Source organism: Actinoplanes sp. NPDC026619, assembly GCF_040638295.1.
GTDB lineage: Bacteria > Actinomycetota > Actinomycetes > Mycobacteriales > Micromonosporaceae > Actinoplanes.
In genome coordinates this window covers 91,002-113,717 of the sequence record NZ_JBEZYA010000028.1, presented here as the reverse complement: position 1 = coordinate 113,717, position 22,716 = coordinate 91,002, and the positions used below count along the sequence as shown (strand labels likewise).

Here is a 22,716-nt window from a genome sequence, read left to right as displayed (position 1 = left end):
GTGCTCGGGGAGGCCGTGGGCAACCTCGTCGAGATGCCGCGCAGCCGGGAGCGGTCCTTCTGCTGCGGCGCCGGCGGCGCACGCATGTGGATGGAAGAGAAGATCGGCAAGCGGATCAACATCGAGCGGACCGAGGAGGCCCTGGCCACCGGTGCGAAGACGATCGCGGTCGGCTGCCCGTTCTGCTACACGATGGTCGGGGACGGCGTCACCGCCAAGGGCCAGCAGGACAACGTCGAGGTCGTCGACGTGGCCACCGTCCTGCTTCGGTCACTGAAGCAAGAGGCCTAAGCGCTCGAGCCGGCGGTCGCCGCAGTAGTGGAGGCGATGATCGCCACCAGCACGGCGGCCTGGATCTCCTCGATCGTCCGGCGGACCGCGTCGGCCGCCCACGAGCCCTCACCGATCTCCTTGAGCCGGGCCTTCACCTGCCGCCGATCGAGGTCACCGAGCACCTTGCCGTCGAGCTCGGTCGCGGCCATCAGGGCGCAGAGCGCGGCCGTGCGGGGCTCGACCGGGCCGGTGCCGAGGACGGCCGCTCGCAGGCGGTCCCGGGCCTCGGCCTCGACGGCGGGCAGCTCGCCGGTGGCGGGCGGATAGAGCTTGCGCGGGAAGACCCAGAGCACCCGGTCCTTCTCGACGGTCAGCACGCCCTCGGCGATGAGCTTTTCGAGCACGCGGGGCCGAGCCTGTTTGGAGAGTTTGGTCACCCAGTGGCCGGGCTTCCGGGGGTTGTCCGACGAGGCGATCACCGACAGCGCCTGGTCGGCGAGAACGTCACCGGTCGGCGCGTCGGAAAGCACGACGACCCGCTTGTCCTCGATGTCGACCCGCTTGGCCAGCGCCAACTCGAGTAGAAGAGCCCCGCCGAGTCCGTTGTCCAGGCGCGTGCCGTCGGTCAGGGGCGCGCCACTCTCGTCGTACGCAAGAAGTAGGAACTCTTCGGCAAGGCTCATTAGTCGACCGTATCCGGCCGTCGGGGACCGTGTTCACGCATGTGCATGGCGGGTCCGGCACAATGAGGACCGAGGTGAAACCGATCATGGACGGCGTGCTCGTGACCGCGGTGCTCCCATTGGCAGCGTTCGCGCTGCTCACGGCGGCCAACGCGTTCTTCGTGGCAGCCGAGTTCGGGCTTGTCACGGTCGACCGGGCGGAGATCGGGAAGCGTGCCCGGGAGGGTGAGCGGCGGGCCCGGACGGTTCAGCATGTGCTGCACGGGCTTTCCTTCCAGCTCTCCGGCACCCAGCTCGGCATCACCCTCGCCACGGTTCTTACCGGTTACCTGGCCGAGCCGGCTCTTTCCAAGCTCTTCGATCCGCTGGTCGAGCCGATCGCCGGGGACGCCACCGACGGCATCACGCACGCGCTCGCGCTGATCGTGGCGACGTTGCTGTCGATGCTCTTCGGCGAGTTGGTGCCGAAGAACGCGGCGCTGGCCCGGCCGATGCGGGTCGCGCTGGCCACCGCCGCGCCGCTGCGCACGTTCTCGACGATCTTCAAGTGGCCGATCGGCGGCCTGAACAGCACGGCCAACTGGCTGGTCCGCCGGATCGGTATCGAGCCGCAGGAGGAGCTGGCCAGCGCCCGCTCACCCGAGGAGCTGGGCCTGCTCGCCGCGATCAGCGCCCGGGCCGGCGCGCTGCCGACCGAGACGGCCACGCTGATGCGCCGCACGATCCGCTTCGGCGAGAAGCGTGCCGCCAAGGCGATGACTCCCCGGGTCGACGTGGTCGGGCTCAAGACCACGGCGAGCGTGGCCGACCTGATCGCGGTGGCGCGCGAGACCGGGCACACCCGCTTCCCGGTCTACGAGAACACCATCGACGTGGTCACCGGGGTGGTCGGGGTGCCGGACGCGCTCGGCGTGCCACTCGAGCGGCGGGCCGCGACCCGCGTCGCGACCATCGCCAAGGAGCCGGTGTGGGTGCCGGAGAGCCTCAGCCTCGACCGGGTGCTCGCGGTCCTGCGGGCGGCCGAGGCCGACCTCGCGATCGTGGTCGATGAATACGGCGGCACCGACGGCGTGGTCACCGTGGAGGACCTGATCGAGGAACTGGTCGGGGAGATTACCGACGAATACGACACCGACGTGGCCGAGGCCGGCGCGCAGGGGCTGACGGCGCCGGGTGGTGGCAAGACGTTCCTGGTCGACGGCCTGCTGCGGGAGGACGAGCTGATGGAGCAGACCGGGTTCGCGCTGCCCGAGGGCCCGTACGAGACGCTCGCCGGTTTTCTGCTCTCCCGGCTCGGTCACATCCCGGTGGTCGGCGAGTCGCTCGAGGAAGAGGGCTGGGAGTTCACCGTGATGGAGGTCGACCGGCACCGGGTCGAACAGGTCCGGGTCGTGGCGCCGCCGGAGCCCGCCGAATGATCAAGATTCTGGTCACGGTTCTGCTACTGCTCGGCAACGGCCTGTTCGTGGGCGGCGAGTTCTCCCTGATCGCCTCCCGGCGTACCGCCCTGGAACCGCTCGCGGCCACCTCCAGGCGCGCCCAGTGGGCACTCTCGGCGATGAGCCAGATCCCGTTGATGATCGCCGGCGCCCAGCTCGGCATCACGATCTGCTCGCTCGGCCTCGGCGCCCTCGCCGAGCCGGCTCTCGCGCACCTGCTGGAGGGTCCGTTCGGATCCATCGGCCTGCCCGAGGACGCGATCCACCCGGTCGCGTTCGTGCTGGCCCTGGCCGTGGTGGTGTTCCTGCACACGGTCGTCGGCGAGATGGTGCCGAAGAACATCACGCTGGCCGGTCCCGAGCGCTCGGCGCTGATCCTGGGCCCGTTCATGCTGGCCTTCTGCATCGGCACCAAGCCGGTGCTCAACGCGATGCGCTGGGCGTCGCGCACGGTGCTGAAACTGTGGAAGATCGAGGCGACCGACGCGGTGAAGACGGTCTTCACCGCCGAGGAGCTGGCCGGCATGGTCACCCAGGCGCGCAGCGAGGGCCTGCTCGGTTCCGAGCAATACGCCCGCATCCACGCCGCGCTCGGCCTCAACACCCGCACCGCGACCGACACGCTGCGGCCGTGGTCGGGAGTGACGACGGTAGCCGACGACGTCTCACCGGCGACCATCGAGGCGGTGGCCACCCGCACCGGCCGATCCCGCTTCCCGGTGGTTCAGCGGGAAACCCGGCGGGTGCTGGGCTTCGTGCACGTCAAGGACATTCTTGGGTACGCCGCAGGGCAGCGCCGCCTGCCGATCCCGGCCGAGATCATCCGGCCGCTGGCAACCGTCCCGCCGGACCGCACGCTCGCCGAGCTGCTGCTCGCGATGCGCCGCGACCGGCTGCACATCGTGCTGGTCAGCGACGGGCAACGGCCGCTCGGCGTGATCACGCTGGACGACGTCGTGCACGCCGTGGTCGGCGAACCGGCCCACGGCGTACCCGCAAAAGCTTAGGCCCGCACCCGCTTGGCGCCGCCGGCGTGCTTCGCCTCCTGGATGCGGGCGTAGACGTGGGTGCGCAGCTCGACGAAGCGCGCCTCGGACCGGGTCTTGAGCTGGTCGCGCTCGTCGGGCAGGTCGATGTCCAGGTTTTCCAGCACGTGGGTCGGTGATGCGGACAGCACCACCACTCGCTGGCCCAGGTAGACCGCCTCGTCGATGTCGTGCGTGACGAACAACAGGGTCATGCCGAACCGCTGCCACACCGTGCGGACCAGGTCTTCCAGGTCGGCCCGGGTCTGCGCGTCGACGGCCGCGAACGGCTCGTCCATCAGCAGGACCTTGGGCTGGAAGGCGATCGCGCGGGCAATCGCGACGCGCTGCTGCATGCCGCCGGAGAGCTGCCAGGGGTACGCCTTACCGGCGTCACCGAGGCCGACGGCGTCCAGCGACTCGTCGACGATCTGCCGGCGTTCCGTCTTGCCGACTCCCTTGGACTTCAACGGGAGCTCGATGTTCTCGGCGACCCGCAGCCAAGGGAACAGGCTCCGCCCGTACTCCTGGAAGACGATCGCCAAGCCGTCAGGCGGCCCGGTGACCGTTTGCCCCGCGACCTTGACCTCGCCGGAGGTCGGCGTGAGCAGGCCGCCGAGGCAGCGGAGAAGCGTGGTCTTGCCGCAACCGGACGGCCCGACGACGCAGGTGAACTGGCCGTCCGCCACCGTCAGCGTGATGTCGCCGATCGCCTCGACCTCGCGGCCGTGACCGCCGTAGACCTTGCGGAGTGCATTGATCTCCAGCATCGAAACCCCTTAATTGCCGCTGCGCTCGGCAGCGCGTGCGCCGTGGTACCAGCTCAGGACTCGCCGCTCGACGAGGGTGAAGGCCAGCGACAGCAGGACGCCGAGCAGGCCCAGGACGAACACGCCGCTCCACATCTCGGGGATCTGGAAGCCGCGCTGGAATTCGACGACGGTGTAGCCGAGGCCGTTGGTGGCCCCGAGCAGTTCACCGATGACCATCATGATGATGCTGATGGAGAGCGCCTGGCGAGCGCCGACCACTATCTGCGGACTCGCCCCGCGCAGGATGAAGGTGCGCAGCCGGAGCCAGCCGCCGATGCGATAGGTGCGGCAGGTGTCGGCGAGCACCTCGTCGACGCCGCGCACGCCTTCGACCGTGTTCAGCAGCACCGGCCAGATGCCGCCGATGACGATGACCAGCACCTTGGTCGGGTTGCCGATGCCGGCGACGAGAATCAGGATCGGCACCAGCACCGGCGGCGGGATCGCGCGGAGGAACTCGAGGACCGGCTCGACCAGCGAGCGCAGCCGGCGGTTGGCGCCGATGAGGACGCCGAGGCCGACACCGAGGAACACGGCCAGGCCGTACCCGATGAAGAGCCGGATCAGGCTGGGCAGCACGTCGCTCTTGAAGCGCGCACCGGTCCAGGTGTCCGGGAAGACCTTGATGATCGTTTCCAGCGGCGGCTGGTAGAAGCTCTTGCTGCCGGCACTCGCGAACCACCAGGTGACCAGCAGGATCACCGGCAGGCCGAGCAGCAGGCCGGCGCGGCCGAGGGCGCGGCTCACAGTGGAAGCTCCCGTCGGACCGAAGGATGCCAGGCGAGCACCAGGCGCTCGGCGCGCCGGGTGGCGAGGTTGGCGATCAGGCCGATGAGACCGGAGACGACGATCAGCGCGTACATCGACGGCACCGCGATGCTGCTCTGCGCCACGGCGATCTCCTCGCCGATGCCTTTCGTTCCGCCGATCAGCAGCTCACCGGTGATGGTGAGGACCAGCGCCACCGAGGCGGCGAGGCGGATGCCGGTCATCGCGTACGGCAGCGTGGTCGGCCAGACCAGGTAGCGCGCCTGGCGCCAGCGGTTGAGCCGGTAGGAGGCGGCGGTCTCGCGTGCCACCGGGTCGACGTCGGTGACGCCGTGCAGCACCTGGATCAGCACCTGCCAGAAGGAGGCGTAGACGACCAGCAGCAGGATCGACCGGACCGGGGCGCTGAACAGCACGATCGCCAGCGGGAGCAGCGCCACCGAGGGGATCGGGCGGAGGAACTCGATGGTGGACGCGGTGGCGAGCCGAAGCGCCGGCACCGATCCGATGAGGATGCCGAGGAGGATGCCGGCCACCACCGCGATCGCGAGACCGATCAGCCAGGTCGTGACCGTGCCGACGACCGCTCGCCAGAAAGCGCCGCGGCCGAACTCGTCGATCAGCGCGACCATGATCTTGCTGGTGGGCGGGAAGTATTCCGACGGCAGCGCGCCGATGCGGGGCAGCAGCTCCAGCAGCGCGCCGAAGCCGAGGATCCCGACGAGCCCGAGCAGGGCCGGAGAGTCTCCGGCCCTGCGCAGGGGGTTGAGCGGGGTCGTCACTGGAACAGCTTCGCCGTGTCGGCCGGGGTCGTGAGCAGGCCCTCCTGGACCAGCAGGTTGCTCATCGTGTCGAGCGACGTCTTGTCCATGTCGGCCGAGTACTTCGGCAGGGTCATGGCCGCCGCCGCTTCCGCCTTGATCGTCGTGTAAGTGGTGACGATCTGGCGCACCTCGTCCGGGTGGGCGTCGGCGTAGGTCAGCGACTCCTTCATGGCGTCGGTGAAGCGCTTGACCAGGTCGGCCTTCTCGCCGATCAGCTGAGACGAGGTGAAGTAGGCGGAGATCTGCAGGTTCGGGCTGACCGCCGCGAACGAGCCGATCTGCTTCCAGCCCTTGGCCGTCGCCGAGGTCAGGAACGGCTCGACCACGAAGATGCCCTGCACCCGGCCGGCGTCGAGCGCGGCCGCCATGTCGGGGAACCCGATCTCGACGAACTTGACCTTCGAGGGGTCGCCGCCGTCCTTGCGGACCAGGTCCTTCACCGTGGTGTCCACAATGTTCTTCAGCGTGTTGGTGGCGACCGTCTTGCCCTCGAGGTCCTTCGGGCGGGTGATGGCCGGGTCCTTGACCAGCAGACCGCTGAAGTCCTTGGCCGCGTCGGCGGTGGCGTTGTTGCCGTTGGCGACCGCCTTGATCGGCACGTTCTTGGACTGGCCGATCATCAGCGACACCACGTTGCTGAAGCCGAACTGGTATTGACCGCTGACGACGGCCGGCACGATTGCCGCGCCGCCCTGGGCCTGCTCCAGCGTGAGGTCGATGTTCTGCTTCGTGAAGAAGCCCTTGGCCTTGCCGAGGTAGATCGGCGCCACGTCAACGATGGGGATGACCCCGACCTTGACCTTGTCGGGACCGCTGCCCGAGGTGCCGCTGTCGGAGGAATCGTCGGAGCCACCACAGCCGGCCGCACTCGCGGCGAGGGCAGTGACGGCAAGCAATGCGATGAGCCGTGTTCTCAACATGTTTTCTCAGCAACCTCTACGTCATCGAAACCGGACCGGATGTTTCCGGTGGGCGGAATTGACTGGTACTGAGCGCAAGGACAAAGGATCTACAGTTACGTAGACCAATGTCCCGCCCGAGGGGCGCAGTGTGTCCCGAGCCACTTGCAGGAACGCTAGAGCCTCGGTTACAGGATTGTCAACGATTTTGCCCAGCGTTAGCGGAGCTGATGCTAAGCGGCAGATGGCACAGGTCGGCGACCCGCGCAGAGATTGTTAACAATCGTGACAACACTGCTTCGGAATGGCTATGTGAGGTCGGTCAGCCAGTCCCGGCTGGCCCGAGTGACCCGAGCAGGCACCCCGAGGTCGTCGAGCAGGCGCTCGGCCGCCTCCATCTCGTGGATCCGCCGCACAGCATGCGTCTTCGAGCCGGTGAGCAGGCGTTCCAGCGTCGCCGCGTCCGCTTTGATCAGCTCTGCGGTGATGTTGTCGCGCAGCCAGTCGGACAGACCGGCGGCGTGGGCCGCGGCGGTCGCCTCCAGCACGGCCGCCGCCAGTCCCTTGTAGAAAACGCTGCGCAACAGCTTGTGGGTGGCCGCCGAGCCGACCGGGCCGTCCAGCACATCGACCGCGGCGCCGAATGGGGTGATCGCCTCGGCAAATGCGGCCGCGTCCGGCCCGCTCGCGGTCATCGGGACCAGAAGGCCATGGCCCGGCACCGGGGACATCATCGCCACGTCCACCAGCCGGAGGCCGGCCGCCTGATCCACGAGCGCGAGTTTCTCGGCCGGCGAAGCGGTGTTGAGATCGGCCCAGATCGTGCCCGGCGCACAGCCCGGCAGCCCTTCGGCCAGCGCATCCGGTGCGTCGGCCGCGCTGTTGAGGCTGAGCACGAGGCCGGCGCCGGTGCACGCCTCGGCGGCGCTCTTCAGATTGAGCACCCCCGGCGGCGCCTCCACCCGAGGGTCGTATCCGCGTACGTCCGCGCCTGCCGCCGCCAGGTCGGCCGAGATCAGGCCGCCGGCCTCACCGAGGCCGAGCACCGCGATCCTCATCGTGCCTCCCCTGCGTCCATGTCGCGGAGGGCCTCGATGACGCTGGCGATGTGCGCGCGCATCGCGTCCTCCGCCGCCTTCGGATTCCGTTCCCGGATCGCCTCGATGATCCGTTCGTGCTGCGGCAGCGAGATCGCCGGCCGGCCGGGGTGCAGCGAGAGCATGAACTGATGCCGGACCAACTGGCCGCGGAGCGTCTCGATGATCCCGTCCGCCGTGCTGTGCCCGGCGATGCCGCGGACCAGACTGTGCAGCCGCGAGTTCAGATCGCTGTAGCGGCGGAACTCGCCCGCGCTGACCGCCCGCCGCATCAGCAGCCCGATCTCGTCGAGCTCGCTGGCCTGCGCGTCCGTCACCTTGGCGGCGGCTCGCGCAGCCACCAGGCCCTCGAGCACCATGCGCACCTCGGTGATCTCGACAGCCTCGTCGATCGACACCTTCCGGACGTGCGCGCCCTTGTTGCGCTCGACCTTCACCAGGCCGTCCGCGGCGAGTTCCTGGATGGCCGCCCGCACGTTGAAGCGGCTCACCCCGAGCCGCTCGCAGAGCTGGGCCTCCACCAGGCGCTCGCCCGGAAGGTACTCACCGCTCAGGATCGCGGTGCGCAACCCGTCCCGGGCCTTGTCGAGCGCGGCGTCGGCAGACATGCTCCCCCTAAAGTCCCAGGCGCGGGTAGACCCGGCGGGCGTTCCCCTCGAAGACCCGGGCGCGGTCGTCCTCCGACAGGCCCAACGCCTCGACGTAGCGGCGGGTGTCGTCGAAGTAATGCCCGGTGGTCGGGTCGATACCCCGCACCGCGCCGACCATCTCCGACCCGAACATCAGGTTGTCCAGGTCGATGACCTCGAACAACAGGTTGATGCCGGGCTGGTGGTAGACGCAGGTGTCGAAGAAGACGTTGCGCATGACGCTCTCCGCCAGCGGCGGCCGGTCGAGCATGTCGGCCAAACCCCGAAAACGACCCCAGTGGTACGGCACCGCGCCGCCGCCGTGCGGAATGATCATCCGCAGGTCGGGAAAATCCTTGAACAGGTCGGACTGCAGGAACTGCATGAACGCGGTGGTGTCGGCGTTGAGGTAGGCCGAGCCGGTGGCGTGGAAGTTCGGGTTGGTCACCGCCGACACGTGCACCATGGCCGGCACGTCCAGCTCGACCATCGCCTCGTAGAACGGGTACCAACTGCGGTCGGTCAGCGGCGCCGAGTTCCAGTGGCCGCCGCTCGGGTCGGGGTTGAGGTTGCACCCGACGAAACCGAGCTCCTCGACGCAGCGGCGCAACTCACCGATCGAGTTGGCGATCGGCACGCCGGGCGACTGCGGCAGCTGGCAGACCCCGGCGAAGCTGCTCGGGAACAGCTGGGTGACCCGGTAGATCAGGTCGTTGCAGGCCGCCGCCCACTGCCGGCTGGTCTCCTCGGTGCCCTCGTGGTGGGCCATCGCCGAGGCGCGCGGCGAGAAGATCGTCAGGTCGACGCCGCGCTCGCGCATCAACCGCAACTGGCTGCCCTCGATCGACTCGCGGATCTCGTCGTCGGAAATCACCGGGTAAGCGGGAGCGGTTTCGCCGGCCAGCTGCGCCTTACGCCAGTCGGTGTGCGCCTGCGGCACGGTCGTGTAGTGCCCGTGGCAGTCGATGATCACAGGTGCGCCCCTTCGACGGGTGGAGTGCCATGGGTGTGGAACGAGTCGATCGTTTTGAGGCCCCAGGCCTGGCCCTTGCGGCGCTCGGCCTCGGTCCAGTTCACCGGCTGCCAGTCGGGGGCGATCACCAGGCGGGCGCCGGCGTTGCAGAGCTCGATGCGGTTGCCGCCGGGCTCATAGACGTACAGGAAGAAGGTTTGTTGAATGGCATGTTTGTGCGGGCCGGTCTCAATGAAGACGCCCTGCTCAAGGGCGATGTCGGCGGCCTTGAGGATGTCCTCGCGGGTGTCCGTCGCGAACGCGATGTGGTGCAGCCGGCCGGTGGTGCCGGTGCGGTCGCGGGTGTAGACGGCGTCGTAGCCCTTGTTGGTGAACGTGGTCCAACTGCCGGCGATGCTGCCGTCGTCGAGCACGATCTGCTCGGTGACCAGCGCGCCCAGGGTGTCGCGCAGGTAGTCGCGGTTGGCCTCGACGTCGACACCCAGATAATTGATGTGGTCGAGGCGGCGCACGCTGACGCCGCGCGCCGGATAGGCCTGGGCCTGGTTCTTCAGCGCCGGCTTCAGGTCGCCGGTCGGGCGGAACCACTCGCTCTCGTAGTAGACGCCGAACTCGTGGCCGTCCGGGTCGGTGAAGACGTAGGTCGGTCCGTAACCGGGATCGCCGTCCTGCCAGCCGATGCCGCGGCCGGTTGACTCGATTTGTTCAATTTGCGCCGCGAGGGCGCCGGGTGACGCCGCGCGCAGATAGGTGCGGCCCACCCCCGAGGTCGAGTGGGCGGTCAGCTTGATCGTGATGTTCTCGTAGTCGTCCCACGCGCGCAGGAAGACCGAGTCGCCGGCCTCGCCGTTCGGGGTCAGGCCGAGGTAGTTGGTGAAGAACGCGACGCTCTCGTCCAGGACCGGGGTGCGGATCTCGATGTGTGCGAGGTGCGCGATCTGATGCCTCATGGTTTCTCCAGGGCCTAGGCGCGGGGGAACGCGATGCCGTCGAAGAGCTTGCGAGCGGTGCGGACGACGCCGGAGCGGACCACCGCGCCGTCGCTCACCACGACATCGACCAGCAGGTGGCCGGTCGGATGCTCGACGTCGATCCGGGACGTGGGCCAGTCGGCGGTGAGCTCGTGGCCGACCGCGCCGGGCAGCAGCATGCCGGTGACCACGCTGATCGCGCCCAGCACGCCGATCGAGGTGTGCGGCTGGACCGGGATGAACGACCGGGTGGACAGCTGGCCGCCGTCGCGAGGCGCCGCCAGCAGGACGGTCTTGGGCACCGAGGTGCCGGTGACTCCCATCAGCCGCCCGGCGGTTTGGCGGAACGCGTCGATCCGCTCCAGCAGCGGCTGGTCCGCGGCCAGTTGCTCGTGCGACTCGTAACCGGTCAGGCCGAACGACTCGGCCGTCGCGAGAACCACCGGCATGCCGTTGTCGACGCAGGTCACCTCGACGCCGTCGATTTCGTCGCGGACGCGGCCGGTAGGCAGCAGTCTGTCCGACTTTTCGGGAAATGTCAGCAGGACCGGGGATGCGGTGCTAGGGACGCCGGAGATCGCGACGTCGCCGCGGTATTCCACGCGGCCTTCGGGGGTGGCAAAGGTAGCGACGGCGACACTGTCCGAATTGACCATTCGGATGCGGACGCTCGTTTCGTCGGCTTTTGCGGCGATCAGGCCGCGCTCCACCGCGAACGGCCCGACCCCGGCCAGGATGTTGCCGCAGTTCTGCTTGTCGGTGACGGTCGGCTCGTCCACGCCGAGCTGCAGGAACAGGTAGTCGATGTCGGCGTCTCCGGTGGCCGAACGGGAGATCACCGCGACCTTGCTGGTCAGCGAGGTGGAACCGCCCAGGCCGTCGATCTGCCGCGGATCGGGTGTGCCCATCAGGCGAAGCAGCAGGTCGTCGCGTTCTTCGACGTTGCCCGGAAGGTCGGCGGCCTCGAAATACAGGCCGCGCGAGGTGCCGCCGCGAAGCATCATGCATCGCACGCCGGTGCTGTCGTAATCAGTCACCTTTGACGTACTCCTCATAGGAGACGTACTCGATGCCGAGCTCGGGCAGGCGGTTGCGCAGGCCGTAACGGTCGAGACCGAGCTCGCCCTCGGCGAACGCGGCCCGGGTCGCGGCCTCCTTGTCGAGGCGGGCCTTGGCGGCGGTCAGCGCACGCGGCACATCGGCGCGGGGCACGAGAGTCACGCCGTCGTCGTCGCCGAGCACCACGTCGCCCGGGTGAATGGTCTGGCCGCCGATCACGATCGGCACGTTCACGGCGCCGGCGGTCGCCTTCACCGAACCCTGCGCGCTGATCGCGCGGGACCACACCGGAAAACCCATTTCCCGAAGATCAGCCACATCGCGTACGCCACTGGCGAGCACCGCCCCGCGCACCCCGCGGTGCCGTAACGCCCCGGCGAACAGCTCGCCGAAGAGGCCGTCGGTGGACGGCGAGTTGGTCGCCACCACCAGCACGTCGCCGGGCCGGCACTGCTCGACCGCCACGTGGATCATCAGGTTGTCGCCGGGCCAGCAGACCACGGTGACCGCGGTGCCGCCCATCTTGGCGCCGGGCCAGGCGGGGCGGAACTCGGGGCCGAGATAACCGACCCGGCCGAGGGCCTCGTGCACGGTGGCCACGCCGTACTCACCGAGGGTCTGTGCCGACTCGATGTCCGCCCGAGGTGGATCGGTGACAACGACGGTCCTCATGCGGGCCTCCCCTTGGCTTCGTACGCGGCCTTCAGCCTATGACGCGGGGGCAGATTGTCAACAATCGCGGTGACAGCATTCTTGAGCCGTTCCAGATGTCCCACGGCGCAGAGTCAGATTGTCGACAACTTTGGCGACGATCTTGTTTCCAAGGCGACCGACGGCGATTACCCCTTATGGGGGTTTTCTTCCGTTTCAACTGGTCGTTCACCAGCATTGCTTCGACAATGCGGACAATAGCCGCATGTCTTGCATCAGGCGCGGGCTCGTACCCTTCGCGGGGGCGCTCCTGCTTCTTGTCGCCGGGCTCGCTCACGCGCCGGCCACCTTTGCGGTCACACCGCCGGTTTCCCCGGTCCAGGCTGCCCCGCGCCGCGTCGGGGTCGCCACCGGGCCGGTCACTCTTCGATACACCTTCGACGGCGGGGTTCACAAGCCGATCACCGATGTGAACGGCGGACACCAGCTACGCCCGCTCGGCCAGAACGGGGGAGCGCTCCGACTCGTACCGCAAGGGTTGGGTTTGGCCGTCGCTTACCCGGACCGATGCACCCTGACCAGGGAAGCGGATTGCCCACGGGCAATCCTCGAGGGACTGCGGGACGACAGCCTCAATCCGGGCACGCGGCCGCTGCGGTACGGCGCATCGGTCCTGATGACGCGCGGTGACCTGGCCGACGGGGCGAACGTGCTGCAGAAGGGGTATTCGGTCGGCGGGGTGAGCCAGTTCAAACTGCAGGTCGACCACCGCCGGGGCCACCCGAGCTGCGTGATCGTCGGCCGCCTCGGCGGCATCTACCGAGCCGAGCCCTGGCTGGACGTGGCCGACGGCCGCTGGCACACGCTGGCCTGCACGCGCGCGGCCGGCCGCCTGACCCTGTCGGTCGACGGCGAGGACCGGGCGTGGGTGCGGGTCCCGCCCCCGCTGGCGATCGCCAACGCCGAACCGCTGCGCATCGGCGGCAAGGGGCCGGCCCAGGGCAACGACCAGTTCGCCGGCCAGATCGACAACGTCTTCGTGGAAATCGGCAGTGTCAGATCTGGCTGATCCGGACCATGTTGCCGGCCGGGTCGCGGAAGGCGCAGTCGCGCACCCCGTACGGCTGGTCCATCGGCTCCTGGACCACCTCGGCGCCGGTCTCCTGCACCCGGTCGAACGTGCCGGTCAGGTCCTCGGTGGCCAGCACGATGCTGGCGTAGCTGCCCTTGGCCATCATCTCGGCGATCGTGCGGCGCTCGTCGTCGGTGACGCCCGGGTCGGCGGCCGGCGGGTGCAGCACGATCGACGTCTGCGGCTGGCTCTCCGGACCGATCGTGATCCAGCGCATGTCGCCGTACCCGACGTCGTTGCGGACCTCGAACCCCAGCGCGTCCCGGTAGAAGGCAAGCGACTTCTCCGGGTCGTCGGCCGGCAGGAACGTGTGACGAATGATGATGCTCATGCCGGTCACGTTAGGTGGTGCGGGCGCGGGCTGCTTCTCGATTCCTGATCGGCCGGGTGATCTGCTTGGCGACACAGGCCGGGATGCCGGCGGCGTCCTCGGTGGCCCGCCGGCGGTAGACGCTGGGTGACATGCCGACGAGCTCGGAAAAGCGCGTGCTGAACGTGCCGAGCGACGAACAGCCGACCGCGAAGCAGACGTCGGTGACAGAAAGATCTCCGCGGCGCAAAAGCGCCATCGCCCGCTCGATCCGGCGGGTCATGAGATAGCTGTACGGGGATTCGCCGTACGCGGCCCGGAATTCCCGACTGAGATGACCGGCCGACATGTGTACGCCGCGGGCCAGCGCCTCCACGTCGAGTGGTTGCGCGTACTCCCGGTCGATGCGGTCTCGCACCCGGCGCAGCAGGACGAGATCCTTCAGCCGGGCCTCGGATCTGGCAGTCACGCCTTACAGGGTGCACTCTCCCTGCTCCCGCTGCTAGCCGATCTCCGCGGTTACGTTTAGCATCGCATAGGTGACGATCAGTATGCGGGCCGGCGATCCGCCCCTGATCGTGTTCGTGGCCGCCCTCGGCTACGGCGGCGACTCGTGGAAACCCATCGTCGACCGGCTCCCCGGCGCGGCCGTGTTCACCTACGACCGTCCCGGCTGCGGAGACGCACCACCCCGCCCGGCCCCGAACCCGGCGCTGCCGTTCACCGCCTTCGCCGACGAACTGGCCGACCTGCTCGACCGGCACCGCGTGACCGAGCCGTTCGTGCTGGTGGGCCACTCGATCGGCGGCTCGATCGCGCGAGTGTTCGCACACCGCTACCCACATCGCGTCGCCGGCCTGGTGTTCCTCGACGCGTCCCTCCCGCAGAGCCTGACGTGGCCGCAAACCAGGTTCTTCGTCGACGGCGACAGCGCGGGCGCGACCGAGATCGACGTGGTCGCCGGTCACGTGGAGATCCTGCGGGCCGAGCCGCTCGACGTTCCGGCGGTGGTCCTGACCCGCCGGCGGCATTGGTGGATCCCCAACTTCGAGGCCATCCCACACCCGGCGCTGGACGACCTGTGGCATGTGAGCCAGCACCTGCTGGCCGAGCAATGGCATGCGCCGGTGATCGTCGCCGAGAACTCCGGCCACCAACTTCCGACCGACGCACCCGACCTGGTCGCCTACGCGATAAGCGCGGTGGCGTCGGCGGCCCGCACCGGCACACCGCTGACGCCGGACCGGGACCGCATCACCGAGCTGGGCGGCCGGCGCCCGGACTGACTCTCAGCCTGGACTGACCCTCAGTTGGCCTGGATGCGTTCGGACAGGCCGCGCAGCTCGGTGCCGCCGGCCTGCCGGCGCGACCGGTTGAGCAGGACCCGGATGGTTTCCGCCAGCTCGGCCGACGTGCGCACGTGCTGCGGCGCGATCCGTTCCGCGGTGAGCAGGAAGCGGATCGCCTCGCGATCGCGGCCGCCGATGCGGGCCAGGGCCCGAGCGGTGTCGGCATAGTAGAAAACTTGCCGGACGCCGGCCGGGATGGCCGCCGGGTGGGTGCGCCGGGCGATCTCCACGACCTGGTCCGGGTCGCCGTCGTCGACCTCGATGCTCATCCGCCAGATGTCCACATTGGTGGGGCCGAAGAACATGCCCATCGTGTTGATCTCACCGGTGCGACGGGCCAGCGCGGTGGCCTCGGCCAACCAGTCCCGGCTGTCGTCGAGTCGATGCCGGCACCGGCTGGCCAGCGCGGCGACCAGGTGCAACGAGCCGACCACCTCCGGTCCGCCGGGCCGGCTGAGATGCCGGCCCAGGTCGTCCACGGCCCGCTCGGCCAGCGTCTGTCCGCGCTGGTAGGACCCGCAGGCGATGGCCGACCGAGCCAGCGCGTACGCCGCGTGCCCCCGCAGCACCGGGTCGCCGGCCGCCTCGGCCGCGTCACGGCACCGCTCCGCGGCCAGCCAGGCGTCGGCGGGATGCCCGAGGCTGCGCAGCACCGAGCAGGCAATATGGGTGGCATCGCAGAGCAGCCGCAGCGCCTCGGCGTGGTTCGGCCCCGCCGTCTCGGTGTGCAGATCACGCAGCAACTCGGGAAGCAGACGGGCGGCGCCGGCGTAATCGCAGGCATTGTGCAGATCATCGGCCAGCGCGACGCTGCGACCCAACTCGTCGACCGACGGCGCGGGCCCACCCGGCGGCTCACTCAGGTCGATGTCGATGAGGGCCCGGCGCAGCCCGAGCACCCCGGCCTGAGCAGCCGCAACGGCTCGGTCGGAAGCCGGCACCCCGGTGCCGGCCAGGTCGGCGGGCGCACACTCGAGCGCCCCGGCGATATCCGCCAGCATGAACCGGTTATCCGCCGCCTGCAGCCCCCGTTCGATCCGACTCCAAGTGGCGTGCGAAACGCCGGCCCGGCTGGCGGCATACCGAACGCTCCACCCGCGAAGCAGCCGACGAGCGCGAATCCGCTCGCCAACCACCGGGTCGGCGCCCCGTCGTGAGCTCATGCATCCGACGCTAGCCCCGCGACCCCGCTAAGTGGTCCGTCCTTGTACCACCGGCGTCGTCTTCTCCGGGAGGACATGGGGGGCCTCCCTGATGTGCCTCGGTCGGCCCGCGGGCCAGACTCGGCCGAAAATCGACGGGGAGGAATGCATGATGCGAACCCAGGGGCTTCGGCGCTGGTCTACAGCACTCGGGCTGATGACTGCGGCAGTCCTGGTCCTGCCGACTCCGGCCCATGCGACTCCGGAGCTGCCCGATCTGGCTCTGCCCGCGCCCACCGGACCGTTTCCGGTCGGGGTGGCCGACCTGCACCTGGTGGACAAGCACCGGGCCGACGCCTGGGTGCCCACCGAGCGCCGGGAGCTAATGGTCTCGCTGTGGTACCCGGCGGCTGGCGGGGGCGGCACTCCCGATCTGTATGCGACGCCGGTGGAATCGGCCCTGATCCTCGACCAACTGGAGGTCGAGGGCGTCCCGTCCGACGCGCTGACCGCGGTCCGGACGTACGCCCGAGTGGGTGTCTCTGCCCGCGCCAACCGGCACGGGTGGCCGTTGGTACTGCTCTCACCCGGCTTCTCGTTCCCCCGAAGTTCGCTCACCGCCCTGGCCGAGGACCTGGCCAGCCGCGGCTACGTGGTGGCCGGCGTCGACCACAACTACGAGGCGGCCGCGATCACCTTCCCCGACGGCCGGGTCACCGAATGCCTGGCGTGCACGCTGCTCGACGAGGGTGTCACCGTGGATGTGACCCGAAACCGGGCCGCCGACCTGTCGTTCACCCTGACCGAACTGACCACCCATCGGCTGCCCGCCGGTGTCCACGTCGACTCGGCGAGAGTGGCGGTGGCCGGCCATTCGATCGGTGGCAGCAGCGCCGCCGAGGTCATGCTGAGCGATCGTCGCTTCGACGCCGGCATCAACATGGACGGCACCTTCTTCCCGCCGGTGACCACGCCGTTGAACAGGCCGTTCCTGATGCTGGGCACCGAACAGCACAGCGTGACGAGCGAGGACGACACCTGGCTGACGACCTGGCAGCACCTGACCGGCTGGCGGCGTTGGGTGACCGTCACCGGCACCGAGCACGGCTCCTTCACCGACTACGCGGTCCTGGCCGACCAGGCCGGCCTCCCGGTCCAGCCCCTGTCAGGTACCCGCTGCGCCGAGATCACCAGGGCCTACGCCGCCGCCTTCCTGGACCGAACCCTGCGCCACCGCCCGGCCCCGCTGATGAGCGCCCCCTCACCCGCCTACCCAGAGGTGATCTGGCAGCCCACCGCCCCACCCACCTCCACCAATTCATGAGCCCCTTCGCGGACCGGCTCGGGCACCGGCATCGCGGATCAACGCCTCGGCGAGCATTTCCACGCTGTCGATCACGGCATCCGCTCCGCTTCCCGGAGCGTGAGCGCCTTATCCGGGCGGTCAGTTACGCCAACCGCCCGGACTCCGGCGGCGCGGCCTGGATGCCACTGAGTGAGTCTCACGCGGACGAATCTGGCCGGCTCGGATGGGCTCCTGAGAGCCCCAGCGCCGGTCAGTTACGCGTCCACCCTGGCGGGTCTCCAAGATCTCAGGCCGAGCAGTAACGAACTTGAGATCTTGGGTAACTGCGCCCAGGTCCGCGAGCGCACGTGCCCGGGGTCCCTCAAGCAGCACGATGGGCAGCTCTTTCTGCTCGGCGGCCTGTTCCTCGCTCATGACGGACAATGATCCAGCGCTGCCTAGCGTGAGCGACACCCAATATCACTCCTGCCGGTGACTCACAGATTCACGCCACCGGCTGTGACGAGGGCCAGCAGGGAGGCCGATCAGGGAATCGCCAGCGCGATCGACAAGGCGGTCAAGTCGGCCCGGCGCAAGCCGGGCAACCGCCCGACCGAGCGGCCGGCCACCGGCCGTGGAACGGCTGCCGAGGCGAGCTAATGGCACGTTAATGGCATGCGGCCGGTTCGATGCGCTTCGGGCGACCACCGCACCGTGGGGGTCTGGGGGCTCGGCCCCCAGGTAGATATGCGAGGAGCCCCTGGTCCGCGCACTTTGCGGACAGGGGCTCCTCGGAGACGAGCGGGTGACGGGAATCGAACCCGCACTGTCAGCTTGGGAAGCTGATGTTCTGCCATTGAACTACACCCGCGTAGCGGGGATCACTGTACCTGATGGGTTAGGGCTGTGGAGTGAGCGGCTCGCCTCAGCCGGCGTAGGCCAACTGTGGCGATAACTCGGCCTTCCACGTGTGGGACAGCGGTGCGGTGGCGGGGGCTGCGGCCAAGGGGATGGCGCCGGCTGGGCCGTGGCGGCGCAGTGTTGCGGTTTCGAGGTGGAGCTCGTACAGGTGCCAGTCGACTGCCGGTGACGCTCGCAGGGCCTCGGACAGGGTGGCGATCACCAGCGGGTCTTGGACTCGGGCTGCACGGCCCGTCAGGTAGGCCTCGTCGTCGCACTCCTCGGGCGGGAACGAGTGCAGGGCGTAGCGGCCGTCTCGGGCCAGGTCGCCTCGTTTGGGTGACGCGACGACGAAGCAATAGAGGCCCTCGTCGGTGAACACCGGGGAGACCGGGTGCAGCCGTGGCGCGCCGTCGGGACGGACCGTGGCCAGGTAGGCGAGGCCGGGACCGTACTGCTCGAAGAGGGCGCGGATGGCTGCCGCCAACGTGGGGTCGGCGGACGCGAATTCGGACCAGGAAGCCATGTGAACATCATATCGAACATATGTTCGACACGCCCGAACAAACACGCCCGGACAAATCTGGCCAACCAGCAGGTCGGTATGGTGTTGCGATGCTGCTCTCCGACCGTGACCTCGTCTCCGAGATCAAGTCGGGCGATCTCGCCCTGGAGCCGTTCGATCCGGCGCTCTTGCAACCGTCCAGCATCGACGTCCGGCTGGACCGGTTCTTCCGGGTGTTCAACAACCATCTGTACACCCACATCGACCCCGCCGAGCAGCAGGACGATCTCACCGCGGAGCTCGAGGTGCCTGACGGTGAGGCGTTCGTGCTGCACCCGGGGGAGTTCGTGCTCGCCTCCACGCTCGAGGTCATCACGCTGGGCGAGCAGCTCGCGGGGCGGCTCGAGGGCAAGAGCTCGCTCGGCCGCCTCGGTCTGCTGACCCACTCGACGGCCGGCTTCATCGACCCGGGCTTCTCCGGGCACGTGACGCTGGAGCTGTCCAACGTGGCCAACCTGCCGATCAAGCTGTGGCCGGGCATGAAGATCGGGCAGCTCTGCATCTTCCGGCTGTCCAGCCCGGCCGAGCACCCCTACGGCTCGGCCGTCTACGGCTCCCGCTACCAGGGACAACGCGGCCCGACACCGTCCCGCTCGGCGCAGAACTTCCGTATCTGGCCAACGGCCTGACGAGCAAAGCACTGCCCCAGCCGTACGCCATCGGGGTGAAGCCGGCGCGCTAAGCGCGCCGGACCCGCAGACCGTGACCAGCGGCGGTGCCCAGGATCTGCTCGATCTGCGGTCGGCTGAGGGTGCCGGTCGGGACGGGCAGGAAGCGGGTGCGGCTGTGCCGGAAGATCAGCTGGCCGGGCGCTTCCTCGACGTCACGGAAGGCATTCCAGGCGTACGCATGCCGGCTCGCCAGGCTGGAACTGGCGACGCCGCCGTCGGTGATCTCGTAGGTGGTGAGGTCGCTGTCCTCGAGGGCGCTGCGCGTGCCCGCGTTGATCAGCAGCATCGGGACGCCGACCGCGATGAGCGCGCCGACCAGCACCAGCGTGAGGTAACTGCCGCCGCGAACGACCTCGAGCATGAGCGCCAGGGCGATCGCGGCCCAGCCGAGCCCCCGAGCCGTCAGCACGACGGGTCGAAGGCCACGCCGAACCGCCGACGCGATGAGCCGGGCATCCGGCCGTACTGTGATCTGCAAAAGCACAACCGAAATGTAACTTTTCCAACCCTTGCCCAGATATCGGCCGCTCGGCGAGTGAAGTCTGCCGGGCCGGAACCTCAGATGCCCAGGATCTCGGCCAGCCGGCGCCACTCGGAGCGGGGGAGGTGGTCGGCGGGGTCGGCCGGGAGGACCTGGACGGCCAGGTGGTCGGCGCCGGCGGTCAGCTCGCGTGCCGCGGGCCGGGGTCTCGGGCCGAGGGCGGCGATCATGCGCTCGTCCGGCGGCACGTCGGGCAGCTCTCGGTGAGGGAGTTGCGCAGCCGGGACAGGGCCTTCACGTACTGCTGGCCGAGGGACTCGGATGCGACGCCGGCCAATGCCGGCTGGACACCCAGATGCCGTAGCGCCCGAACTCGTTCATTCCTGGATCGTACGATTGGGGCCGTAGGTAAGGCGGGAGAGGAGCGTCACCGTGTACGTGATGATCTCGAGGTATCTGGTGCCGCTCGACGAGGTCGACAAGGCCCGCGAGGAGCATCTGGCCTTTTTGGACGGTCTCGTCCAGCAGGGCAAACTGGTCGTCGCCGGGCGCCAGGACCCGCCGGTCGGCGGGTTGGTGATGATCGACGCGACCACCGAGGCGGAGGCGCTGGAGCTGATGGCCGGCGATCCGTACATCCAGCGGGGCCTCGCGGAATACACCGCCACCGGGTTCCGGCCGAGTCTCGGCAAACTGGCCTAGCGGGGGCCTAGAGGTCGTCGCCGCTGAGTAGTCCGCGAATGGTCAGCTCAGCGGCGACCGCCGGCGGGCACTCGTCGACGATCACGGCGGCCCCGACGTAGGCACTGCCGAGCAGATCGCGCAGGGCCCGGATCTGTGCGCCGGTGGCCGCCCAGTCGTCGACCACGAGCACCCGGTCAGTTGCCCGGATCAACCCCTCCCGTACACCCAGAAGTTGCTCGTCGCCGCGATGATCGCTGGGCACCTTGACCCACTGCATCGGCTCGGCGATGTGCCGGCGGACGCCGGCCCGGTAGGCCTCCACGAAGCCTGCCCCGAGCGCTCGCCCGACCAACGGACCCAGGAGGAAACCGGTGACCTCCGGCGAGACGACCACGGTCGGCGAAGCGGACCGGAAGAGGTCGCCGAGCGCGTCCCCGAGGCCGGAAAGGATCACCGGATCCCGCCACCAGCCGGAGCGGTTGCTGACCAGATATCCGGAGCCGTCGCCAGGATCGGTCCAGCGGAACGCGGACCGGAGGCGATCACCTAGATCGACTGCCATGCGGACATCCTGTCACCGTTATTCGGTCCTACCGGGCGACAAAGGACGACACGGGAGTAACAGGTGGTCAGAACCGAGTCAGACTACGGGTCAAGTTGATGCAGTGACGGGCTCTGATCGGGCATGCTGTTCCGCGTAACCATGCCTACTCTTTCGCCGGGCCGACGCCCGCTGAGCCCAGGTTCCCGCGCCGGCTTCGGCGCGGCCCTTGTGCTGCTCGCCGTCGTGTCCGCGGTGGAGGTCGCTGACGGGCCCGAGGCGCACTTCGTCGGCCTGCTCGCGGCCGTCCCCTTCCTCGCCGCGGTGTTCGCGTTCTGGCAGACCGTGCTGGTCGTCGGGGTGCTCGCCACGGTCGTCGGGATGGTCTTCGTGGGCACGTCGGACGGCTCCCAGGGGATGGCCGGGCTCGTCACGATCGTCGGCATCATGCTGGCCACCGGCATCGCGGCGGCGGTGGCGACGGTCCGGCAGCGGCAGGACAACCGGATCGCCGAGCTGCAGCGGCTCGCGGCGGTGGCCCAGCAGGCGGTGCTGCGACCGGTCGGTCCGCAGGTGGGGGCCCTGTCGGTGGCGGGCCGGTACATCTCCGCGACCGCGGCCGCGGACATCGGTGGCGACCTTTACGAGGCGCTGGATACGCCGTACGGCGTGCGCATCATCATCGGCGACGTGCGTGGCAAGGGGCTGGACGCGGTCCGGCTGGCCAGCATCGTGCTCGGTTCCTACCGCCACGTGGCCTACGAACGGGCCGATCTGAAGACGATGGTGGCCGACCTGGACCGGGCGGTGGCCCGCAGCGTCGGCGACGAGGATTTCGTGACGGCGGCCCTGGTCGAGGAGCGGGGCGGCACGCTCACCATCGTCAACTGTGGACATCCGGCGCCGTTGCTTCTGCGCCGTGGCCAGGTCATTCCGCTGGAACCGCCGGCGCCGGCTCCTCCGCTGGGCTTCATGCCGGACGTGAAGGTGCGGGTCGAGCGGCTTGAGCCGGGCGATCGGCTGTTGCTGTTCACCGACGGGCTGGGCGAGGCGCGCCGGGATGGCGAGTTCTTCCCGACCGCGGACCGGGCGTGGCGTCTGCTCGGACACGGCACGGTCGGCGATGGGCTGGCGTCCCTGGAGACCGCGCTGATCGACTGGGTGCATGGCCGCCTCGAGGACGACATCGCTCTGGTGCTGCTGGAATACACCGGCCCTGACGACGGCGCGACCATCCCCATGCCTAGCTGGGAGGTCGGCGCCGCCGGCAGTTAGGCAGCGGCGGTTTCGGCCGCTTCGACCGGTTTGTCGACCGGGCCCGGTCCGACCGGGACGGCCTCCGCCTTGCGGTGCCGTCCGACGTAGTGGCGTGGCTGGTCCGCCTGGCGAGGCTCGGGAATCAGGTTCTTGATCGCGGCGAACATGGGGCCCCCTCTTGGGTCCGTGCGGCGACGTCTCTCTATCTGATGCAACGACCCACGAGACACCTCGATACGTCGACCAACTCTTTCTGGCCGAACGGCTGTATGCCCGCCCATCTGATCGGCCGGGCT

29 protein-coding genes and 1 tRNA gene are annotated in these 22,716 nt (G+C 69.1%); 10 read left to right on the top strand and 20 right to left on the bottom strand.

Annotated features, from left to right (window positions below; translation table 11 throughout):
* Window positions 1–291 (top strand): (Fe-S)-binding protein (locus tag AB0E90_RS41935; protein WP_360417884.1); only part of this gene is annotated, 291 nt, incomplete at its 5' end.
* Here AB0E90_RS41935 and AB0E90_RS41930 read toward each other — a convergent pair.
* Window positions 288–956, bottom strand: a complete 669-nt coding sequence (locus AB0E90_RS41930) for a GPP34 family phosphoprotein (RefSeq protein WP_360417883.1) — start codon at window positions 954–956, stop codon at window positions 288–290. The two genes, AB0E90_RS41935 and AB0E90_RS41930, sit on opposite strands and share 4 nt — an antisense overlap.
* A gap of 86 nt (window positions 957–1,042) precedes the next feature.
* On the opposite strand from AB0E90_RS41930, the gene AB0E90_RS41925 reads away from it, so the two are divergent.
* Window positions 1,043–2,374: a hemolysin family protein gene (locus AB0E90_RS41925; protein ID WP_360417891.1), complete on the top strand. Its 1,332-nt coding sequence runs from the start codon at window positions 1,043–1,045 to the stop codon at window positions 2,372–2,374.
* Window positions 2,371–3,402: a hemolysin family protein gene (locus AB0E90_RS41920; RefSeq protein WP_360417882.1), complete on the top strand. Its 1,032-nt coding sequence runs from the start codon at window positions 2,371–2,373 to the stop codon at window positions 3,400–3,402. Before AB0E90_RS41925 ends, AB0E90_RS41920 begins: the two co-directional genes overlap by 4 nt.
* Here AB0E90_RS41920 and AB0E90_RS41915 read toward each other — a convergent pair.
* From AB0E90_RS41915 to AB0E90_RS41870, 10 genes are all read right to left on the bottom strand, one after another.
* Complete coding sequence (locus AB0E90_RS41915; RefSeq protein ID WP_360417881.1) at window positions 3,399–4,190, bottom strand: ABC transporter ATP-binding protein; 792 nt, start codon at window positions 4,188–4,190, stop codon at window positions 3,399–3,401. The genes AB0E90_RS41920 and AB0E90_RS41915 overlap by 4 nt on opposite strands.
* 9 nt (window positions 4,191–4,199) lie before the next feature.
* Window positions 4,200–4,979, bottom strand: coding sequence for an ABC transporter permease (locus AB0E90_RS41910; protein ID WP_360417880.1), 780 nt, complete (start codon window positions 4,977–4,979; stop codon window positions 4,200–4,202).
* Window positions 4,976–5,782: an ABC transporter permease gene (locus AB0E90_RS41905; RefSeq protein ID WP_360417879.1), complete on the bottom strand. Its 807-nt coding sequence runs from the start codon at window positions 5,780–5,782 to the stop codon at window positions 4,976–4,978. The genes AB0E90_RS41910 and AB0E90_RS41905 overlap by 4 nt, the downstream gene beginning before the upstream one ends.
* Window positions 5,779–6,744 carry an ABC transporter substrate-binding protein gene (locus tag AB0E90_RS41900; protein ID WP_360417878.1) on the bottom strand — a complete coding sequence of 322 codons (966 nt, stop codon included), beginning with the start codon at window positions 6,742–6,744 and terminating at the stop codon, window positions 5,779–5,781. Before AB0E90_RS41900 ends, AB0E90_RS41905 begins: the two co-directional genes overlap by 4 nt.
* 287 nt (window positions 6,745–7,031) lie before the next feature.
* On the bottom strand, window positions 7,032–7,781 hold the full coding sequence (locus AB0E90_RS41895) for a DUF1932 domain-containing protein (protein WP_360417877.1): 750 nt from the start codon (window positions 7,779–7,781) through the stop codon (window positions 7,032–7,034).
* The gene (locus AB0E90_RS41890; RefSeq protein WP_360417876.1) at window positions 7,778–8,428 is read right to left on the bottom strand and encodes a GntR family transcriptional regulator; all 651 of its coding nucleotides are present in this window, start codon (window positions 8,426–8,428) and stop codon (window positions 7,778–7,780) included. Before AB0E90_RS41890 ends, AB0E90_RS41895 begins: the two co-directional genes overlap by 4 nt.
* A 7-nt stretch (window positions 8,429–8,435) precedes the next feature.
* A complete protein-coding gene (locus AB0E90_RS41885) occupies window positions 8,436–9,422 on the bottom strand; it encodes an amidohydrolase family protein (RefSeq protein ID WP_360417875.1) in 987 nt (328 codons plus the stop codon).
* Window positions 9,419–10,372, bottom strand: a complete 954-nt coding sequence (locus AB0E90_RS41880; protein ID WP_360417874.1) for a VOC family protein — start codon at window positions 10,370–10,372, stop codon at window positions 9,419–9,421. The genes AB0E90_RS41885 and AB0E90_RS41880 overlap by 4 nt, the downstream gene beginning before the upstream one ends.
* Window positions 10,373–10,386: 14 nt before the next feature.
* Window positions 10,387–11,430 (bottom strand): 4-oxalomesaconate tautomerase, encoded by a 1,044-nt coding sequence (locus AB0E90_RS41875; RefSeq protein WP_360417873.1) that lies wholly within the window; start codon window positions 11,428–11,430, stop codon window positions 10,387–10,389.
* Window positions 11,423–12,124, bottom strand: a complete 702-nt coding sequence (locus AB0E90_RS41870) for a 4-carboxy-4-hydroxy-2-oxoadipate aldolase/oxaloacetate decarboxylase (RefSeq protein ID WP_360417872.1) — start codon at window positions 12,122–12,124, stop codon at window positions 11,423–11,425. Before AB0E90_RS41870 ends, AB0E90_RS41875 begins: the two co-directional genes overlap by 8 nt.
* A gap of 655 nt (window positions 12,125–12,779) precedes the next feature.
* On the opposite strand from AB0E90_RS41870, the gene AB0E90_RS41865 reads away from it, so the two are divergent.
* On the top strand, window positions 12,780–13,172 hold the full coding sequence (locus AB0E90_RS41865; protein WP_360417871.1) for a LamG domain-containing protein: 393 nt from the start codon (window positions 12,780–12,782) through the stop codon (window positions 13,170–13,172).
* On the opposite strand, the gene AB0E90_RS41860 is transcribed toward AB0E90_RS41865, so the two are convergent.
* On the bottom strand, window positions 13,159–13,566 hold the full coding sequence (locus tag AB0E90_RS41860; protein ID WP_360417870.1) for a VOC family protein: 408 nt from the start codon (window positions 13,564–13,566) through the stop codon (window positions 13,159–13,161). The genes AB0E90_RS41865 and AB0E90_RS41860 overlap by 14 nt on opposite strands.
* Window positions 13,567–13,576: 10 nt before the next feature.
* Window positions 13,577–14,014 (bottom strand): helix-turn-helix transcriptional regulator, encoded by a 438-nt coding sequence (locus AB0E90_RS41855; protein ID WP_360417869.1) that lies wholly within the window; start codon window positions 14,012–14,014, stop codon window positions 13,577–13,579.
* Window positions 14,015–14,084: 70 nt separating this feature from the next.
* Between AB0E90_RS41855 and AB0E90_RS41850 the strand changes: the two genes are divergently transcribed.
* Window positions 14,085–14,831, top strand: coding sequence for an alpha/beta fold hydrolase (locus AB0E90_RS41850; protein WP_360417868.1), 747 nt, complete (start codon window positions 14,085–14,087; stop codon window positions 14,829–14,831).
* A gap of 20 nt (window positions 14,832–14,851) precedes the next feature.
* Here AB0E90_RS41850 and AB0E90_RS41845 read toward each other — a convergent pair whose 3' ends face one another.
* Entirely contained in the window at window positions 14,852–16,057 is a 1,206-nt protein-coding gene (locus tag AB0E90_RS41845) for a helix-turn-helix transcriptional regulator (protein ID WP_360417867.1), read from the bottom strand.
* 196 nt (window positions 16,058–16,253) lie between these two features.
* Here AB0E90_RS41845 and AB0E90_RS41840 point away from each other — a divergent pair, with 196 nt between their 5' ends.
* Window positions 16,254–17,360, top strand: coding sequence for a hydrolase (locus AB0E90_RS41840; protein ID WP_360417866.1), 1,107 nt, complete (start codon window positions 16,254–16,256; stop codon window positions 17,358–17,360).
* 480 nt (window positions 17,361–17,840) lie between these two features.
* Window positions 17,841–17,981 carry a hypothetical protein gene (locus AB0E90_RS41835; RefSeq protein WP_360417865.1) on the top strand — a complete coding sequence of 47 codons (141 nt, stop codon included), beginning with the start codon at window positions 17,841–17,843 and terminating at the stop codon, window positions 17,979–17,981.
* A gap of 140 nt (window positions 17,982–18,121) precedes the next feature.
* Here AB0E90_RS41835 and AB0E90_RS41830 read toward each other — a convergent pair.
* Window positions 18,122–18,192 (bottom strand) — tRNA-Gly (locus AB0E90_RS41830).
* Window positions 18,193–18,246: 54 nt separating this feature from the next.
* On the bottom strand, window positions 18,247–18,747 hold the full coding sequence (locus AB0E90_RS41825) for a pyridoxamine 5'-phosphate oxidase family protein (protein ID WP_360417864.1): 501 nt from the start codon (window positions 18,745–18,747) through the stop codon (window positions 18,247–18,249).
* A gap of 89 nt (window positions 18,748–18,836) precedes the next feature.
* Between AB0E90_RS41825 and dcd the strand changes: the two genes are divergently transcribed.
* Complete coding sequence (dcd, locus tag AB0E90_RS41820) at window positions 18,837–19,415, top strand: dCTP deaminase (protein ID WP_360417863.1); 579 nt, start codon at window positions 18,837–18,839, stop codon at window positions 19,413–19,415.
* A 49-nt stretch (window positions 19,416–19,464) separates the two neighbouring features.
* Here dcd and AB0E90_RS41815 read toward each other — a convergent pair whose 3' ends face one another.
* Window positions 19,465–19,866 (bottom strand): YcxB family protein, encoded by a 402-nt coding sequence (locus AB0E90_RS41815; RefSeq protein WP_360417862.1) that lies wholly within the window; start codon window positions 19,864–19,866, stop codon window positions 19,465–19,467.
* Window positions 19,867–20,015: 149 nt separating this feature from the next.
* The gene (locus AB0E90_RS41810) at window positions 20,016–20,186 is read right to left on the bottom strand and encodes a hypothetical protein (protein WP_360417861.1); all 171 of its coding nucleotides are present in this window, start codon (window positions 20,184–20,186) and stop codon (window positions 20,016–20,018) included.
* A 193-nt stretch (window positions 20,187–20,379) separates the two neighbouring features.
* Here AB0E90_RS41810 and AB0E90_RS41805 point away from each other — a divergent pair, with 193 nt between their 5' ends.
* On the top strand, window positions 20,380–20,640 hold the full coding sequence (locus tag AB0E90_RS41805; protein WP_360417860.1) for a YciI family protein: 261 nt from the start codon (window positions 20,380–20,382) through the stop codon (window positions 20,638–20,640).
* 7 nt (window positions 20,641–20,647) lie between these two features.
* Here the strand turns inward: AB0E90_RS41805 and AB0E90_RS41800 are convergent, their stop codons facing one another.
* Window positions 20,648–21,184: a phosphoribosyltransferase gene (locus tag AB0E90_RS41800; protein WP_360417859.1), complete on the bottom strand. Its 537-nt coding sequence runs from the start codon at window positions 21,182–21,184 to the stop codon at window positions 20,648–20,650.
* Window positions 21,185–21,307: 123 nt separating this feature from the next.
* Between AB0E90_RS41800 and AB0E90_RS41795 the strand changes: the two genes are divergently transcribed.
* Window positions 21,308–22,438, top strand: coding sequence for a PP2C family protein-serine/threonine phosphatase (locus AB0E90_RS41795; RefSeq protein WP_360417858.1), 1,131 nt, complete (start codon window positions 21,308–21,310; stop codon window positions 22,436–22,438).
* Here AB0E90_RS41795 and AB0E90_RS41790 read toward each other — a convergent pair.
* The gene (locus tag AB0E90_RS41790) at window positions 22,435–22,587 is read right to left on the bottom strand and encodes a hypothetical protein (RefSeq protein ID WP_360417857.1); all 153 of its coding nucleotides are present in this window, start codon (window positions 22,585–22,587) and stop codon (window positions 22,435–22,437) included. The genes AB0E90_RS41795 and AB0E90_RS41790 overlap by 4 nt on opposite strands.
* Window positions 22,588–22,716: the final 129 nt, after the last annotated feature.